Annotated in this window: 10 protein-coding genes; 1 reads left to right on the top strand and 9 read right to left on the bottom strand. The window is 42.6% G+C overall.

Annotated elements, in window-relative coordinates; translation table 11 throughout:
• Positions 1-84 precede the first annotated feature (84 nt).
• Positions 85-927 (top strand): SDR family NAD(P)-dependent oxidoreductase, encoded by an 843-nt coding sequence (locus HDF25_RS21305; RefSeq protein WP_184628420.1) that lies wholly within the window; start codon positions 85-87, stop codon positions 925-927.
• A gap of 60 nt (positions 928-987) precedes the next feature.
• On the opposite strand, the gene HDF25_RS21300 is transcribed toward HDF25_RS21305, so the two are convergent.
• From HDF25_RS21300 to HDF25_RS21260, 9 genes are all read right to left on the bottom strand, one after another.
• The gene (locus HDF25_RS21300; RefSeq protein ID WP_184628419.1) at positions 988-1,590 is read right to left on the bottom strand and encodes a hypothetical protein; all 603 of its coding nucleotides are present in this window, start codon (positions 1,588-1,590) and stop codon (positions 988-990) included.
• The gene (locus HDF25_RS21295) at positions 1,587-2,096 is read right to left on the bottom strand and encodes an RNA polymerase sigma factor (RefSeq protein WP_184628418.1); all 510 of its coding nucleotides are present in this window, start codon (positions 2,094-2,096) and stop codon (positions 1,587-1,589) included. Before HDF25_RS21295 ends, HDF25_RS21300 begins: the two co-directional genes overlap by 4 nt.
• Before the next feature lie 18 nt (positions 2,097-2,114).
• Complete coding sequence (locus HDF25_RS21290) at positions 2,115-2,999, bottom strand: alpha/beta fold hydrolase (protein ID WP_184628417.1); 885 nt, start codon at positions 2,997-2,999, stop codon at positions 2,115-2,117.
• A 76-nt stretch (positions 3,000-3,075) separates the two neighbouring features.
• Positions 3,076-5,376 carry an aminotransferase class III-fold pyridoxal phosphate-dependent enzyme gene (locus HDF25_RS21285; RefSeq protein WP_184628416.1) on the bottom strand — a complete coding sequence of 767 codons (2,301 nt, stop codon included), beginning with the start codon at positions 5,374-5,376 and terminating at the stop codon, positions 3,076-3,078.
• Entirely contained in the window at positions 5,373-7,334 is a 1,962-nt protein-coding gene (locus HDF25_RS21280) for an MGH1-like glycoside hydrolase domain-containing protein (RefSeq protein WP_184628415.1), read from the bottom strand. Before HDF25_RS21280 ends, HDF25_RS21285 begins: the two co-directional genes overlap by 4 nt.
• A gap of 13 nt (positions 7,335-7,347) precedes the next feature.
• On the bottom strand, positions 7,348-10,449 hold the full coding sequence (locus tag HDF25_RS21275) for a glycoside hydrolase family 2 TIM barrel-domain containing protein (protein ID WP_184628414.1): 3,102 nt from the start codon (positions 10,447-10,449) through the stop codon (positions 7,348-7,350).
• Positions 10,450-10,456: 7 nt separating this feature from the next.
• A complete protein-coding gene (locus HDF25_RS21270) occupies positions 10,457-11,974 on the bottom strand; it encodes a RagB/SusD family nutrient uptake outer membrane protein (RefSeq protein ID WP_184628413.1) in 1,518 nt (505 codons plus the stop codon).
• A gap of 16 nt (positions 11,975-11,990) precedes the next feature.
• Complete coding sequence (locus HDF25_RS21265) at positions 11,991-15,101, bottom strand: SusC/RagA family TonB-linked outer membrane protein (protein ID WP_184628412.1); 3,111 nt, start codon at positions 15,099-15,101, stop codon at positions 11,991-11,993.
• Positions 15,102-15,232: 131 nt separating this feature from the next.
• Positions 15,233-16,906: a tetratricopeptide repeat protein gene (locus HDF25_RS21260; RefSeq protein WP_184628411.1), complete on the bottom strand. Its 1,674-nt coding sequence runs from the start codon at positions 16,904-16,906 to the stop codon at positions 15,233-15,235.
• Between the last annotated feature and the right edge of the window lie 45 nt (positions 16,907-16,951).

The following is a 16,951-nucleotide window of genomic DNA, read 5'->3' as shown; positions in this document are numbered from 1 at the left end:
GTTTGAATTTTGCAATTAATGGCTTGAATTATGTAAACACCTGCCTGTTGCTTTGAGATACATTTGTATTATAAAAAAATCAAAATGGATAATCAAAAAGTATGGTTTGTAACCGGAGCCTCCAAAGGTCTTGGTCTTGCCTTAATCAAACAATTACTGGATCAGGGTCACCAGGTGGCTGCGACCTCCAGAAGTATCGAAGAGCTCAATGAAGGTGCCGATGCAAAACCTTCTGCGAACTACCTGCCTTTAAATGTCGACCTGAGATCTGAAGATAGTGTCGGAAAGGCCATTGCCCAAACAATTCAACAATTCGGCCGTATAGATGTCGTGGTGAACAACGCTGGTTACGGATTGGCAGGCAGTCTGGAAGAATTGAGTGACGAAGAAGCAAGGGCAAATTTTGACATCAATGTATTCGGCTCATTAAATGTAATCCGCAAGGTCATGCCGCATTTGCGCAGACAGTTGTCCGGACACATTTTTAATATCTCTTCAATAGGTGGTTTTACAGGTTATTTCCCGGGATTTGGAATCTATTGTGCGACAAAGTTTGCAGTTCAGGGTTTCACTGAGGCCTTAGCCGCCGAAGCCGAACCTTTTGGCATTCATGCGACTATAGTTTCACCAGGATATTTCCGCACTAGTTTCTTGTCTACAGATTCTTTAAATGTACCGAAACATCAGATAGATGCTTACCAATCAGTTCGCGAATCACAGGATCAGCATCAGAACCTGATTGACGGCAACCAGCAGGGAGATCCTGAAAAAGCCGCAGCAGCTATTATTCAGGTAGCTACCGAGCCCAATCCTCCTTTACATCTTTTCCTGGGCCAGGATGCCTATGATCTGGCTTATCAAAAAATGGATGCAGTAAAGGGAAACCTTGAAAGTCTGAAGGAGTTGATTACCTCAACAGCCTTCTGATGGCCACCGCTATAAATCTGGCTACCCGTCAAATTTTTCCGTTTGGCGGGAGCATCAGGTTTAATCCGTTAACTCTTGCCTGATCTGTTGCAGATCAGCAGTCATTTCATCAATTTCAGAAAGCACTTTCTTTTGCTTTTTATATCTGTACCACAAGTGTACACCCAGAATGTAAGTTGTAACAACCAGTACAGCCATACACTGAAAAAAGACCGTTCCTTTAGCCGCGACTTCTGATATATACATCACCAGAGATAGCCATAGTAAAACCAGGTAAATCCAGGTGTATAAAGTAACCGTTTTGCGTTGCCACTTTAATTTATCCAGCTGATAACTGATATATCCTGCACTGGAGCTCTCCAGATTTTCTTTTTTAAACGCATAACTTTTCCAGCTTACAAAAATATAAACCAGTATTAAAGCATACATCGCAGCAATACTTACAGTAAAGGGCCATCTGAACAGCTCGTGAAAGGCAAGATAAACCCATCCGATTCCAACCAGTGTAACCAGGAGCAAAATACTTCCATACACCTTTTGTTTAAACAGCTTAGACTGATACTTCTCCCACCTGGTTTGCAGAGAAGATTTGAGTTTACTGGTATCTGTGATGACATTTACAGGCTGACCTTGCCAGCTTTTCTGCAGATCTTCAAAATTCATATTCCTTTTCTATTTTCCATGAGTTTAACTAAACGCGCTTTGATACGGTTAATCTTAACCCCCACATTGTTAATATTAGTTCCTGTGATTTCTGCAATTTCCTTATAACTTTTATCCTCCAGTACTAAAGAAATTACCAGCCTGTCAGGTGTTTCCAACTGACTGATACAGTAACGCAGCTGATCCAGCTGGGTTTCCTGCTCCTGTTTTTGCTGAAGTGTTTCTTCATATGGTACCTGGATAAAATCCGGTAAGGATTCGAACTGTTGTTTTTTGTTCTTCAGGTTAAAACTAATTGCTGTATTTACGGCTATACGATAGATCCAGGTACCAACTTTTGATTCCCCTTTAAAATTCTGCAGACTTTTCCAGACCTGAAACAAGATTTCCTGATATAAATCATCCGCATGGGACACATCATAAAGATATGCCCGGCAGATCCGGTAAATACTGGCATGATGTGCTTTAACCAACTCATTAAACAATATTTCCTGTTTAGCTAACATAGGTTTGATCTAAGATATTTAGCCCGCTTTAATAAAAGTATCAATTTCCTGGTAATACCACTGAGGTGCATCATACATAATAAAATGTTTCGCTGAAGGACTTACGTGAATGACGCAGGTTTTACATTGTTGATACTGTTTGGTAAAAATATCAGTTACATGTTCGCTGGTAAATAAAGGAGAACCTGGTTTTGGCATAAAAGCAGCAAGGACCAGTACAGGAACCTGAATGGATGAGATTTGCTGACGGATATCTTTTCCAAGCATTTCACTCATGGTATAGGCCATAGTCCGGTGATCTGACTGGACTCCCCATTCTGCTATTTTTGCCCATTGAGTAGAATCGGCACATAAATACTTAGCTATACCCCGCTGACTGGATCTCAGTTTCTCCGTATCCATTTTATCATAACCTGCCAGCATATTTTTAGCCATTTCTTCATTAAATCCGGCTTTGGCATTCGGGTTAAACGCTGCTGCAAAAAAGGGCATTGCATCTACTATAATTACTCTTTCCAGGTGGTCATGCATTTCCGAAGCGATACAAAGTGACAAAAAACCACCGATCGAATGACCGACCAGAATTACTTTATTCAGTTTTTTGTCCCGGATGTATTTAATGATTTCGGTTTTATAGGTATCCAGGTAATCTTTTGACTCTACCGGTGCAGCACCCGCGTAACCAGCCAGTGTAAAAACATGACATTGATAATGGTTACTGTAACGTGCAACGGTTTCTTTCCATTCCTCGCCACTGCAGGTAGCACCAGGGATAAATAACATAGGCTGGCCTTTACCGGTCACCTTTACCTGAAAGGCAGCTGGATCGGCTTTAGCATACAAGGTGACACTCATCAGTAGAAGAGTGCTGATAGTCAGGATAATTAAGCTTTTTGTTTTCATGATTCTGTTGATTTAAAACCTTAGTCAGCAGACTCCTTATTTTATTACACCCTAAATTGTTTTTTTTGCAAAAGCCCTATGAATAGCCATGCAGCACATCATTTAAATGAGCCACAAATGAAGCTGCATCTTCGCGGTTAAACAGCATCGGAGGCTTGATTTTCAACACATTGTGCAAAGGCCCATCGGTACTTAACAAGAATCCCCGGTCTTTCATCTGTTCTACAATTTCGTTGATTTCAGGAACCGCTGGAACCAGGGTTTCCCGGTCTCTGACCAGTTCCACACCAACAAATAAACCCTTTCCTCTGACATCCCCAATCAGCGGGTATTTTTCCATCAGTTCCCTGAGCTGTTCCACCAGATAATCACCAGTTTCTCTTGCTCTTTGCTGCAATTGTTCATCTTGTATAACCTGCAAAACTGCAATGCCTGTTTCCATAGAAACCGGGTTCCCTCCATAAGTATTAAAATATTCCATCCCATTGTTAAAAGCCGCCGCAATTTCGGCAGTAACGACTACCGCAGCCAGCGGATGGCCATTTCCTATCGGTTTGCCCAGAACCACGATATCCGGTTCAACATCCTGTAATTCAAAACCCCAGAAATGCTCTCCCACTCTGCCAAATCCAACCTGTACTTCATCAGCAATACACAAGCCTCCCGCTTCTCTGACGCGCTGGTAAACAGCTTTCAGATAACCTTCAGGTAAAGGAATCTGCCCGCCTACACCTAATAAGGTCTCACAGATAAAAGCAGCTATCCCAGTCCCCTTTTCTTTCAGTTCATCAATCTTTTCGCCGATAGCCGCTGCATATTTTTGTCCGGCGTCTTCATCTCCATAACGGTAATGACCGCGATAAAGATCTGGGTTCATTCCTTTATGGATATAGGGCTGTTGTCCCGTTCCTCCAGGCCCATCAAACTTATAAGGGCTCAGTTCCATCGCAACAGTTGAGGTTCCGTGATAAGCATGGTCCAGCACGATGATATCTTTCTGACCGGTCATCATTCTGCTGATCCTGATAGCCAGATCATTGGCTTCACTCCCTGAATTGGTAAAATAGCAGACCTGAAGTTTAGAAGGCATGGTATCAGTGATCATCTTTCCATATTGAACCAGACTATCATGTAAATAACGGGTATTCGTATTCAGCCTGGCCACTTGTTTTTGCATCGCCATCACCACCCGTGGATGACAATGCCCGACATGACTTACGTTGTTGACGCAGTCTGTATAAGTATTACCCTGATCATCATATAAATACTGCAAAGCGCCTTTGATTATTTTAAGCGGCTTCTGATAACTGATACTGAGATTGGCCCCGATATGCATTTTTCTTTGTTCTTTTAAATTGCTGTAACCGTCATCTTCCCCAAAAACAGAAGGATAGCCACAACAAAGATTAAAGCGGTTATGGGCTTGTAGCGGATTAATTTTAATCCATTGGTATAACAAAATCCAGGCATCATTTTCTGATACAAAATGATGTTTATTTTCGCTTTTCGTTCTTTGGAAAGCAGAAGTTGTTACACTTTTACATAATCTTGCAGCGATCAGATAATACAGGACAGATAGCTCCGGCCTGGTTAAGGGATACACCTGATGATAACTACTAACCAGTCTCTCCGCTACTTCCAGGGGTTCAAACTGTCTGAATAGGGCATAAGTACAGGCCACCGCAAGATTATTGATGAGCGCGCTTTCTACCATATCCCCAAAATCTATAATGCCGGTAACCTGACCATTATTGATCAGCAGATTATAATCATTGGCATCATTGTGGATCACAGCCTTTCTTAATTGCGGAAGTAAAGGCAAAACTTCCATTTCGTACTGAAGCAGAAAATAGGCCGCTAAAGTCCGCTTTTCATGATCTTTGATGTATTTCAGATTTTCCCGGCAGTCCAGCACTTGCGTTAAATCCCAATCGTTATAACGGTAGGCCGCAGGATGTACAAAACCTTCCAGATGTTTATCCATACTGCCCAGCAGATAACCCAGGCTGTCAAAAATCTCAGCCTGTGGAATCAGCAGATCTGCAATAAGACCACCTTCCAGATAGGTTAATACCCGCATAGACAGGTTGATTCCGTTTTCAGAAATCCTGGTCAAATGCTCCCCCGTTGTATTTTTCACTACCCTCTGTATAAATGAACCGACAGGTGAAGCTGCCAGATGCTCCATTGTTCTGAGCTGTGCTTCCAGAAAATAAAGCTGGCTGTCATCGGTCGTCACCTTACTGATAAACTTATTTCCCTGGTGATCCTTTAGCAGAAAATTCTGATCTTCATAACCAGTTGTGGCTTCAACGGAAACCTCCATTGCATAATATTTGTGTAGTAGTTCCTGAATATATTTCGCGGAAAGTATCATAACGTATTTTCTTTAAGCATGAGTAAAAGATGTGCTGCTGACCAGCTAAAATTAATGGCATTCAAGCCCTTGCCACTTACCGGGTGGTAATTCTCCCTGATCGCTTCCCTGCCTGTCAGCCCATTTGCATTTTGTAGTAACTTAATTAAAAATTCTGAAGCTTCCTTATCGTAGCCATACTGATGCAGACCATTTAACCCAAAATAAACCTGATCCAGCCACACTGGACCTCTCCAGTATCCTTTTAACGGATCAAAAGCCGGATGATCTGCAGCTAAGGTTGGCATTGGCACAGGGGTATTGAATTTATTTTCTTTCTCCATCATCCTCAGTACCGAAGCAGCCTGTTTCTGACTTGCAATCCCTGCCCATAGTGGTATCCATCCTTCGGTACCCGTCACCTCTACCCAACTCCCATCCAGCATTTTATCATAATAAAACCCTTTTGCCTCCTGATAAAAAGTATCATTGATCAGCTTTTTTAAAGGAGAAAGCTGTGCATTCCAGTTGGCTGCATCCTGATCCAGTCCCAGGGTCAAAGCTATTTTTGCCAGGTAACTCTTCTCTGCATACAAATAGGCATTGAGATCTACCGACTCCTGGTTCAGCGACCAGGCACTGGCATTGTTCTGTAATAATACAGCCTGGTCAAACCTGACTGCATTGTCCATTCCACTTTCCCACAATGCTGCTACTCTTGTCCCGTCTGCAGATCCATATTCGCAAAGTCCGTTTTGATTATGATCCCTGTTCTTGTACCACCACCGGTGATAACTGACCAGTTTGGGATAAATCCTTTCGAGAAACTTCCTGTCTGGTTTGCGCTGATAAATTTCCCATACTGCCCAGGCAGCGAGTGGAGGTTTGGTATCGCGCCAGTTATTTTCCTTTTGATCGGTATAAATACAATCCGCAATCATTCCGTGCTGATCCTGATAATCGAACATAGCCAGCATATTTTCCCGGGCCAGTGCAGGAAAGAAATAACTGAGACCGACTGCCTGTTTCCAGCTGTCCCAACTCCAGAACCCATAAAAACCCTGGTAATTCAAAGAAGGGAACACACCATCATGCAGCAGATCTTTTGCTTTGCTCCGCCAGTTGGTCATCAGGGTTACAATAGATTTAACAGCCAGTCTGCGCTGAATACTATCAGCCAGTTTTACACCAGGTGCATTGAAATAACTATCCAGATATTGATCCCAACGGCTCTGGTTATCCAGAAACTGTTGGTTAAAGTTATAAGCTACTGCTTTGACAGGAATTTCTGCTTTGTCCAGATAATAGCTTTCTGTATGGGTAGTCTCAAAAACTTCACCCGGTTCCAATATCCGCTCAGGTAAAACTGCAGTATATCCTTTGCCTGTCAGTTGATAACTGAGTTTATCTTTTGCAGGAAAATTGAGCAGGAAACTATGTCCCTGGTTAAAATCTATCCAGATCTGATCTCCCTGCTGTTTTAAATGGGTATCCTTTAAAAGACAGGAACCAGACCAGGACAGCCCGATTCTATGTCGTTTCGAAGACTGGCTGGTAATCCTCGTCCGGATCATGGCTGTTCTGTCTGATACAAAAATAAGCTGTAAACTGATACTTAAATCAGCCATCCGGATATCCTGTTGTAAAAATCCCGGATAATAATGCTGACTGATCTTCCCCTGACCAGGATCCGAATCTTCACCGTCAATGCTGAATCTGAGTTTCGCCAGCGTATTTGCCAGCCACTGCCCATTCATATCCATCACCATCGGGCCTATAAATGCCCCATAATCTTTTGGGGCTGAAGGCAAAGTATAAGCATGCCAGGCACCCAGATCTGAAAACACATTGGCTTCAATCTGCGTGGGTGTCTTAACCTCGTAACCTAATCTTAATACGTCAGGAAATAAATCTCTCTGGTTCTGTCCGAAAGTTGTACTCAGGCTAAAGCTGAGTACAACAAATAATAATCGCTTCATCAAATATATTATGCTATTTTTTTGCTCTTTCTGTTAGAACCTGGTTTTTGAATATAGGTCTCAGGGTAAAGGAATAAGTATAATCCTGGTAAGGAAGCCGGTATTGCTCATGAGCTTTTGCACCCCAGCTGTTATCACCGCCCAGGCCTGTCTGCCGGCTGTCGATATTCCACCAGATCAACGGATCATTAGTCATCGATCCTCCATGAACATTTTGCGGGGCATTTTTATCAAAATCCAGTTTATGAAGATCAAAATGGAGTATTCCGGTACTGATTTCAGGTTCACCTATAGCCATCAGACCTACTCCCGCAGGATTTAACAGGGCAACCCATTGCACGCCAGTCCGGTAACCACTTTCCTGTGCCCGTGGATAAGGGAAAAACAAAGAATCTGCTTTCATCTGATATAGATCAGTATGGGCGGCATAATTTCTGTCCGAATAATTATCAAAAGGTCCCCGGCCCAGCCAGCTCACCTGATCAAATTCAGGATGGAGAATTACCCTCATCCCTACCCTTTGCAGTTCAGGAAAGTTGCCTGCACCGGCTTTCATCTGATATTTTACGTCTACATCCCCGTCACTATGAATGGTATAAATAGTGGTACAGGTCAGCTCAACTACCGGCAGATAATGCACAGTTATAACCACTGCTTTATCTGGTGATGGAAGCTCATTTTTGAAAGATTTCAATTGTGCTGTCTGAAAGGCAGTCTGCCAGATTTTACTGTTGATCTGCATACTGTTTCCGATATCATTATCTGTCGCTGCACGCCAGAAATGGGGTTCCAATGCGTTTTTAATCAATTGCTGACCAGCAATAGCATAGCTTTCCAGTAAACCTGTACGCTGGTTAAACCCAATATTCAGTTCGCCGCTTTGATAAATTAACTGATCGCTGGTAGTTTCTATATTCAGTTTTTCGGTATGCTGGGACAATGCCGGAACAAAGGGCACAGCTACAGGTAATCTGAACTGTTCTTTTGCAACCACAAAATGAGCAGGTAACAAAGCAGAGGCTTCTTTTAAATAGGCTTCCAGAGTCAGAAAATAGATAGTCCCTGGTTTTGGAACAAAATCCGGAACGTTCAGTCTGATCGCTTTTTCCTGTTGTGGTAATAAGGCTGTTTCTGGAATTTCACCCTGAGCTACAGACTGACCATCTCCTTTAATAAACCACCTTAGGCCATAGGCTGACAGTGTTGAAAAATCAAACCGGTTCTTTATTTTAAAAGTATAGTTTTTAAGATCTGTCGCTTCAAAGCTGATATTCTGATATACTTTTTGCAATTCGTAGGCCTGAGGGTGGAAACTACGGTCTCCATTCAATAAACCATCGGCACAAAAACTGGTATCACTGGTTAAACCCACTTTTCCCATATCTCTGCCATAGGCCCAGATCGGATTTCCCTGGTCATCTTTACGGGCAAAAGTCTGATCTGCAAAATCCCAGACAAAACCACCCTGCAACTGTGGGTGTTTATAGATCAGGTCCCAGTCGTCTTTCAGGTTACCACCGCTGTTTCCCATCATATGGGCATACTCACACTGGATCATCGGTCTTTCGCGCCAGGTTTTCACATAATTTTCCATGACCGTGACCGATTTATACATCGGACAATAGATATCAGAATAACGGTCTGGTTTGGCCACCTCATATTGTACAGGGCGGGTCTGGTCCTTTGTTTTCAACCAGTTATATCCGGCAATCAGATTCTCTCCGAAACCACTTTCATTCCCCAGCGACCAGGTAATAATACAGGTAAAGTTTTTATCCCTTTCCCACATCCGCGTAATTCTGTCCAGATAGGCATTCTTCCAGTCTGGTTTATCAGATAGCGTTTTCAAAGGGGTTAAACTCATCCCATCACATTCTATATTGGCTTCATCAATCACGTATAGTCCATAGCGGTCACACAGCGCATACCATTTTTCGGAATTCGGATAGTGGCTGCACCTCATCGCATTAATGTTCAGCTGTTTCATGATCTTTATATCCTGAAGCATATCAGCTTCAGTGATCACTTTTCCGGTAATCATGTTGTGTTCGTGCCGGTTTACCCCTTTGATCTTGATAGCCTTTCCATTAATCAGAAACAAGCCATTTTTAATCTCTGCTGTCCTGAAACCAACCTGGTGCGTCAGGCTTTCTACAATCTGCCCTGCTGCATTCAACTGCGCAATTTTTAAAGTATACAATTCTGGATGTTCTGCGTTCCAGCTCTTCACGTTTTCAATTTTTTCTGATAAATGAAGCTGCTGCGAATGCTGTATCCATTGATGGGACTGATAAACCAGTTTACCCGAAGGGTCTGCCAGGGAAATATTAACTTTTCCCTTAGCCTCATCTTGCCCTGGTTTCCTGTTAAATTTAACATCCAGCTCCAGTTGCCCGTCTTTATAGGTTTTATCAAGCGTTGCCTTCACCTTAAAATCAAACAGATGGAACCCTGGTCTGGCAATCAGAAAGATACTTCTTTCCACGCCACTTAGTTTCCACATATCCTGCCCTTCAAGGTAAGTCGCATCACTAAATCTGAACACTTGCATCGATACTGTGTTTTTACCTTTCCTCAACGCCCTGGTAATATCAAATTCTGATGGCGTTTTACTATCCTTACTGAAGCCCATATACTGATCATTAATCCATAAATAAAAAAATGAGTTTACTGCTCCAAGGTGAATAAAAACCTGTTTGCCTTTCCAGGAAGGATCTATAGTAAAATCTTTCTGATAGGACCCTACAGGGTTATAATCCCGGGGAACAAAAGGCGGATTGGGTGGTATAGGATATTCCACATCAGTAAAAATGTATTTATCAAAACCTTCAGTCTGCCAGTGCGCAGGGACCTTAATGGTCGCCCAGTTTTTAGTCTGTGCTGTATTTTTAAAGAAACCCACTGGTCTTAAAGAAGGGTTCTGAACGATCTTAAACCGCCATAAACCATCCAGTGACCGGATCATTGGCTGATCCGGCATAAACCAGGCATGGGGATATACTGTATTTAATGAGGGGACCTTCGGGTTCTCCCAGTCTGCTTGCTGCGCATGCAGTTTACCTGGTGTTAAAAACAGGTAACAGCTCAGCAAGAGAATCAGTTTGTTTAAATTCATAGGGACTTTATTTGACATCCGGATTGTTAATGACTTCTTTCAGTGGTGTCGGATAAAATGCTTTATCCATACTGAATTTTCTGCCAGCGGCCTGCATATTCTGACTGAGTAAACCCCAGCGCCTTAAATCATAAAAACGACTGCCTTCCAGTGTAAATTCCATGACTCTTTCATGAATGATCTGATTAAATACGGTTTGTTTGTCCCCTGTTGCTACACCGGGTAAACCTGCCCTTTGTCTGACCTGGTTGATATAATTCACAGCTTCTGAACTCCCCTGCTCATTTAAAACTTCGGCATACATCAGCAACACATCGGCATAACGCATCAGCGGAAAATTAATCGCATTGGCCATCCCTATCCTGTCGGGCGTTGCCGGAATCCACTTCCTGAAGGCGATGGTCTGGGCACCCGCGCCGAACTGACTGTCATAAGTACTTCCATAAACCTGCGGGTTATTACTGTCATTGAAGTAAGGGTCATTAAAATATAAGGTCTGATAAACTCTGGTATCATAAGCTCCATTGGCAATTTTACCTTCTTTCAGCATTTCAGCGAGTAAACGTGGTGTTCCATAAATCTCGCCATAACCTCCAATTTCGGATGCCGCTACCCAATCGCTCAGGTAAGAACGGTAATAAGCTCCGCTGGTCGCATCGGCCGACTGCTGCAATTCAAAAAGTGATTCCGGACTGTTTTTGGTTACCCCGTTAAACATCTCCAGGAATTTAGGATCCAGCGAATACTGACCGGAAAGAATCACTTTCTGTAACCAGTCATGTGCTTCTTTAAGATAAGCCGTAGCATTCGCTTTGTCGTCTCCGGCCCGGTAGAGATTAACTTTGCCTAAATAAGCCTGTGCAGCATTTTTGGTCACCCGGCCCAGTTCGGTAGCTGGCCTGGCAGATCTTAAAGGCAGATCGGGCTCTGCATCTTTCAGGTCTTTCAGAATAAAATCGTAGACTTCGGCCCTGGAAGAAAAAGCTTTGGATAACTCTGCCTCTGAGGCTGGGACCTTATCCCTGATGATTAGCTGACTGAAATTATTCAACAGTTTAAAGTGGTAATAAGCCCGCAGAAATTTTGCTTCGGCGATAATCTGTTTTTTACTGACATCGTCAATAGAACTACTACTCATGGCACCGACATGGTCAATCACCTGGTTGGAAAAATTGATTCCCCTGTAGTTTTCCCGCCAGAGCAGATCAATGGCATAGTTTCCGGAAGTAAATTCAAAAGTGTAATTTTCAGTCCACCAGGGATAATTGTAGGCATCTGATCCGGGAATAACATAGTCCTCTCTGTAGAACTCTCTTACCGAACGTGCCTCTACATAATTGTCCCAGGCCACAAATCCTTCCAGCTGTGAATAAGCGGCCGCAAGCCCTGAAAGTGCCCGGTCTTTGGTTGTCCAGAAATTATCTACCGTTAACTGATCTGGAACCTGCTGATTCAGTTCGCTTTTTTTACAGCCTATGGCTAAAAGCCAGATACAGCAGAGTATATATATTTTATGAGTGTTCATCTGATAATATTTTAGGTTAGAAAGTCAGTTGAAGACCTGCAAGTAATCTCTTGTTCTGAGGGTACATCATCCTGTCTACACCAGTGTCCAGTGCGCTGAATGTGCCGATTTCGGGATCAAGACCTGTATATTTAGTGAAGGTAATCAGGTTCTGTCCGCTGAGATAGACTCTTAGTCTGTTAATCTTCATCCTTTTCAGCAAGGTTTGAGGCAGGGAATAACCTAACTGCACTAGTTTCAGTCTCAGATAGGCCCCATTTTCGAGAAAACGGGTTGATTCACGTGCATTTCTGTTTGGATCACCAAGCACTGCACGTGGCATGTCTGTCTGCGTATTTTGTGGTGTCCAGGCATTGAGTGTCGTGGTCAGGAAGTTTCTGCCAGCATCCATTCCTTCGAGTTCAAAACGGTTCCCGTTGTAAATCTTATTGCCGCCTACCCCCTGCCAGAAAAGTGACAAGTCGAAGTTTTTGTAATTGATGGCCAGGTTCAGACTGTATTCGTATTTGGCAAAACCAGATCCCTGATAGGTTTTATCAGACTCATCGATCACTCCATCGCCATTGGCATCTTTAAATTTAATATCTCCTGCTTTAGCATTAGGCTGCAAAACCTGTCCTTTGGCATTTTTGTAGTTGGCAGCTTCGGCATCCGACTGAAAGATCCCTTCTGCTTCATATAAATAAAAAGCCCCGATTTCTTTTCCTACTCTGGTCTGGGTAGGAATATGATCGGTTCCATAACGTAAACCTGTACCATAGAGAACCTGATCCTGGTTGGCTAAACTCAACACCTTGTTCCTGAGCAGACTGAATGCTCCACCAAGGTCAAAATGCCAGTCATTCCGGGAGAATTTGTAGTTGGTTTCAAGTTCTAATCCTTTGTTCGAGATTTTACCAACATTCAGGATTGGATTATCCAGCCCTGATGATGGGGGTACTTCTTTGGTTATCAGTAATCCATCGGTTGTGTTATTGAAATAATTCAGGGCACCGGTTAACTGATTATTGAACAGGCCAAAATCCAGTCCCAGATTCCGGGATTTAATAGTTTCCCAGCGGAGGTCCCTGTTCAGCAAAGAGTAACTCGCAGAACCAGGCCATGGTGTTGATCCTGATCCCTGGACATAACCACCTGACCAGGTATTGGCAGTGGTAATTAAAGCCTGATGATCATAGAACCCTAGTCCGCCTTCATTCCCCAACTCTCCGTAACTCGCCCTGATTTTCAAATTATTAAGCCATTTCCATTCTGGCATAAAAGATTCCTTATAGATATTCCAGCCTACTGATGCTGAAGGAAATACACCGTAACGTCTGTCTTCGCCAAATACAGATGAACCGTCTCTTCTGGCCGAAACCTGCAACAGGTATTTTTGGTCATAGGCATAGCTGATCCTTCCTAAAGTGGAAAGACGTACATATTTATTGTTTGAACCGGCAGCATTAAAAGTTCCGCCCAAACCGGCTGTAATGGTATTGAAATTAGGGTCACTGAATCCTCCCGGCACTTCAGTCTCTACAATTTTACCATTCACCACAGTCCTGATAATAGTTTTTCCATCTACCGTGGCACTTAAAAATCTATTGGTCTTTTCCTGTGCAGTATAACCTGCCACTGCTTTAATGCTATGTTTACCAAAATCAATATCATAATTCAGCAAATGCTCCATCAGCTGTTCTTTATAATTTGAGATCCTGTTATATACTTTTGGATATGAAACCAAAGGGTCATTCGCATTGGCACGGTATGGCGGATTATGGGCATAATCCTCTGTCTGACTACTGATATAATTGAGATTGGCCGTATAAGTTAAACCTTTATACAATTTCAGACCGATCCTGATATTTCCGGCGAGATATTTGGTTTTAGTATACCCATCCAGGAAATGATCGGCAGCAATGGGGTTCTGAAATTTAGGCAAGCCATTTACTGTCAATGCATAACCGTATTTCTCATTACTATCCATTACAGGTAGTAAGGGTGATTGGAAATAGCTGTCCTTGGTATCAAATTTAGCGGCCTGTGTACTGGTTTCCGAATAAATAATATTACTTCCGACAGTGAGGATGCCTTTAGTAAAATCATTCCTCGACTTCAGTGATTTCTTGTTGAAGCTGGACCCGATAAAAGTACCTTTATCATCTGTCAGGTCACCACTCAGGGCATAAGTCAGATAATCTCCTCCTCCACTTAGTCCTACATTGTAATTCTGTGAAATCCCCTGACGGTTAATGAGTTTCTGCCAGTCTGTATTGGCCGTACTACTTTGGGTCAGATAAGCTGGAAAAGCAGCTGGCAGTATGCCTGCATTGGTATACATCTGGGTATGCACTTTTTTATAACCATCTGCATCCAGAAAACTGTATTTATTAGTTGGATTAACTATACTGTAATAACTCGAAACATCAATAAGGGGCGCTCCTTTCTTACCTTTTTTAGTGGTAATGAGAATAACTCCGTTTGCGCTGTTTGAACCGTAAATAGAGGCTGCCGCGCCATCCTTCAGTACTTCCATCGAAGCAATGTCTGTATTACTCAGAAAATAGGGATCTCCGGGGACCCCGTCAATAATATACAGGGGCTGGTGGGCACCAAAAGTACCTATCCCCCGCAAACGGACATCGGCTACCTGTCCGGGATTTCCTCCTGGACTGCTGACTGTCAGACCAGCAACCCTGCCCTGCAAAGCATTGATAGGGTTACTTGAAGCTACCTGCTGTAATTTTTCTCCGCTGACAGAGCTGACTGCACTAGTGAGGTTACTCTTGCGCTGGGTACCGTAACCGATTACCACAACTTCGTCGAGCCCTTTCATGTCCATGAGCAATTTCACCAGTATCGGTTGACCGGGGGAAACCTGGATCTCCTGTGTTTTGAAACTGACTGCCGAAAAGACAAGGATATCTTTTGCTGAAGCCCTGATCGAAAAACTCCCGTCGGCACCCGATCTGGTACTGACTGTAGTGCCTTTAACTGTTATATTAATTCCGCCAATGGGCTGATCAGCCTCATTCAGAATCTGTCCTTTAATTAAACCGGGCTGTGCGAATGCTGATGTTACTGCAAACATGGCAACAAACAGCCCCAATAATAAATGGATGGGCCATCGTAAATTTTTAATCATAATATTTGGTTTGGTTGATTAATCAAACCTAATATTAGCGGATGCTAAAAACGATATTACCACCCCTACATCGCCGGGAGCTTACCCCTACACGACCTCTACAACGGCCATTTAAATACCCTGGATAGGGTTTAAAATGATTTCAGGAAATCGTTCAGGTTCTCCTGCTGAGGGAGCAGGAAGTGTTTGCGTAAACGGTACCTGGCCATCTCGACCGACTTCACTGAGATATTGTTCAATGAAGCTATTTCTTTAATAGTCAGGTTCAAACGGATCTGGGCCGATAACCTGATTTCATTCTGAGTTAATGTCGGGAATTTTTGTTTCAGATTATAAAAGAAGTCCTGGTATTTTGCTTCAATCTGTAAATTGAAATCTTCTACATACTTCTCAATATTGATATCATATCTGAATTTACTGATCACCTTCTGTAATCTGGAAGATAACTCTTCCTGACAGCTATGTGCAATTGCACCAAGGTCTTCTATAAAGCTTGTAATCAGCTCATTTCTGTGGGATAAATAAAGGGCATAACTTTTCAGTTCAGTATTATTGAAAGCTAATTTACTATTAAGTGCCATCTTATCTGAAACAGTCAATTCGAGTTCTTTCTGAATAAGCTGTTGTTTTATCTCTGCCAGTTCGGCTTTTTTTCGTTGTCTGGTCTTCAGTTTATTATATAACAGAAATCCGATAATGAATAGCAGGACAATAATAATAGCCAGCGTATTGCGCTGATAGGATTTAAGGCTCTTCTCCAGAGAAAGTGCCTTGATCTCCCGCTCCTTTTCCTGGGCTTCGCGCTTCATCGTCAGGGTAATTAAAGCATTTACCTTATTTTTAGAGAGGAACTCTTCTCTTACGGTATTGTACTTATCAATATTGATATAGGCCTGTTTATAGTCGCCGGTAAGTTTATACAGCTGTGAAAATACTTTATAATTATCAAGCAGGTTTTCCTTTCTTGAATTGGAGGTTGACCGGTCTATGTATCCCCTGGCCTTTTTTAAAGCCTCCAGACCTTCAGGATACCGGCCCAGCCTGATGAGCGAAAAAGCCATCTGGTTATTCACTTCTGCCAGCGACAGCAGATTGCCGGTAGAAAACTGCAGGGAAAGATTGAAATAGTTAATTGCCTGCAGATATTCATTGGTATTATTACTGCCTATCCCCAGGTTATTGTAAGCGGCACTGACCAATGCTTTATTTTTATACTTACCGGCGATAGAAAGTACTCGTTTAAAATAACCATCTGCCTTTTTGAATTCGTTCCGCAACTGATAGGTTAACCCGATCCCGTTTAAGGAAGTCGCGCTTTGAGCTTCATTCCCTGTCTTTTTATACAACTCATAGGCCTGGGTATGGTATTTCAGGGAAAGTTCTGCATTTTCTACGTCGTAGTAAATCCAGCCCAGTAGCGTATAGATGGCACCAATCTGTTTCTGATTTCCTTCTTTTTTATAAATTTCCAGCGCATTAAAGGCATATTCTAAAGCCAGATCGTAAATATCATTGTATAAATATCCTTCGGCCAGTACACTCAGTGCATCAGCTTCCTGTATTTTAAATTTGTTTTCATAAGCCAGTAAATAGGCTTCATAAGCATAAGCAATAGCCTGATTGGTAGAATCTCTGTTCAAACTTCTGGCTTTTTGATTAAGCTGATTGATTTTTCCTTTGATATGGACCACACCTGCCCTGACAGCCTCATCTGCCCTGGTTTTGGTGCAACATAGAAAAATTAAAAATAAAGTGGCAAGACAGGTTATTTTCAAGGGGTTTATCCCTCTGGTTTTGGTCAGCATATCTGGTTTTCGGTTTATTTTTGAAAAGAAGGTCAATCTATAATT

The organism is Pedobacter cryoconitis (assembly GCF_014207135.1).
Lineage (GTDB): Bacteria > Bacteroidota > Bacteroidia > Sphingobacteriales > Sphingobacteriaceae > Pedobacter > Pedobacter cryoconitis_D.
The sequence above is the reverse complement of the archived record's forward strand: the minus strand, read 5'-3'. Positions and strand labels throughout refer to the sequence as shown.

Bases quoted from the DNA above. Each gene is read 5' to 3' on its own strand.
- HDF25_RS21305 (WP_184628420.1), top strand. From the start codon at position 85: ATGGATAATCAAAAAGTATGGTTTGTAACCGGAGCCTCCAAAGGTCTT.
- HDF25_RS21300 (WP_184628419.1), bottom strand. From the start codon at position 1,590: ATGAATTTTGAAGATCTGCAGAAAAGCTGGCAAGGTCAGCCTGTAAAT.
- HDF25_RS21295 (WP_184628418.1), bottom strand. From the start codon at position 2,096: ATGTTAGCTAAACAGGAAATATTGTTTAATGAGTTGGTTAAAGCACAT.
- HDF25_RS21290 (WP_184628417.1), bottom strand. From the start codon at position 2,999: ATGAAAACAAAAAGCTTAATTATCCTGACTATCAGCACTCTTCTACTG.
- HDF25_RS21285 (WP_184628416.1), bottom strand. From the start codon at position 5,376: ATGATACTTTCCGCGAAATATATTCAGGAACTACTACACAAATATTAT.
- HDF25_RS21280 (WP_184628415.1), bottom strand. From the start codon at position 7,334: ATGAAGCGATTATTATTTGTTGTACTCAGCTTTAGCCTGAGTACAACT.
- HDF25_RS21275 (WP_184628414.1), bottom strand. From the start codon at position 10,449: ATGAATTTAAACAAACTGATTCTCTTGCTGAGCTGTTACCTGTTTTTA.
- HDF25_RS21270 (WP_184628413.1), bottom strand. From the start codon at position 11,974: ATGAACACTCATAAAATATATATACTCTGCTGTATCTGGCTTTTAGCC.
- HDF25_RS21265 (WP_184628412.1), bottom strand. From the start codon at position 15,101: ATGATTAAAAATTTACGATGGCCCATCCATTTATTATTGGGGCTGTTT.
- HDF25_RS21260 (WP_184628411.1), bottom strand. From the start codon at position 16,906: ATGCTGACCAAAACCAGAGGGATAAACCCCTTGAAAATAACCTGTCTT.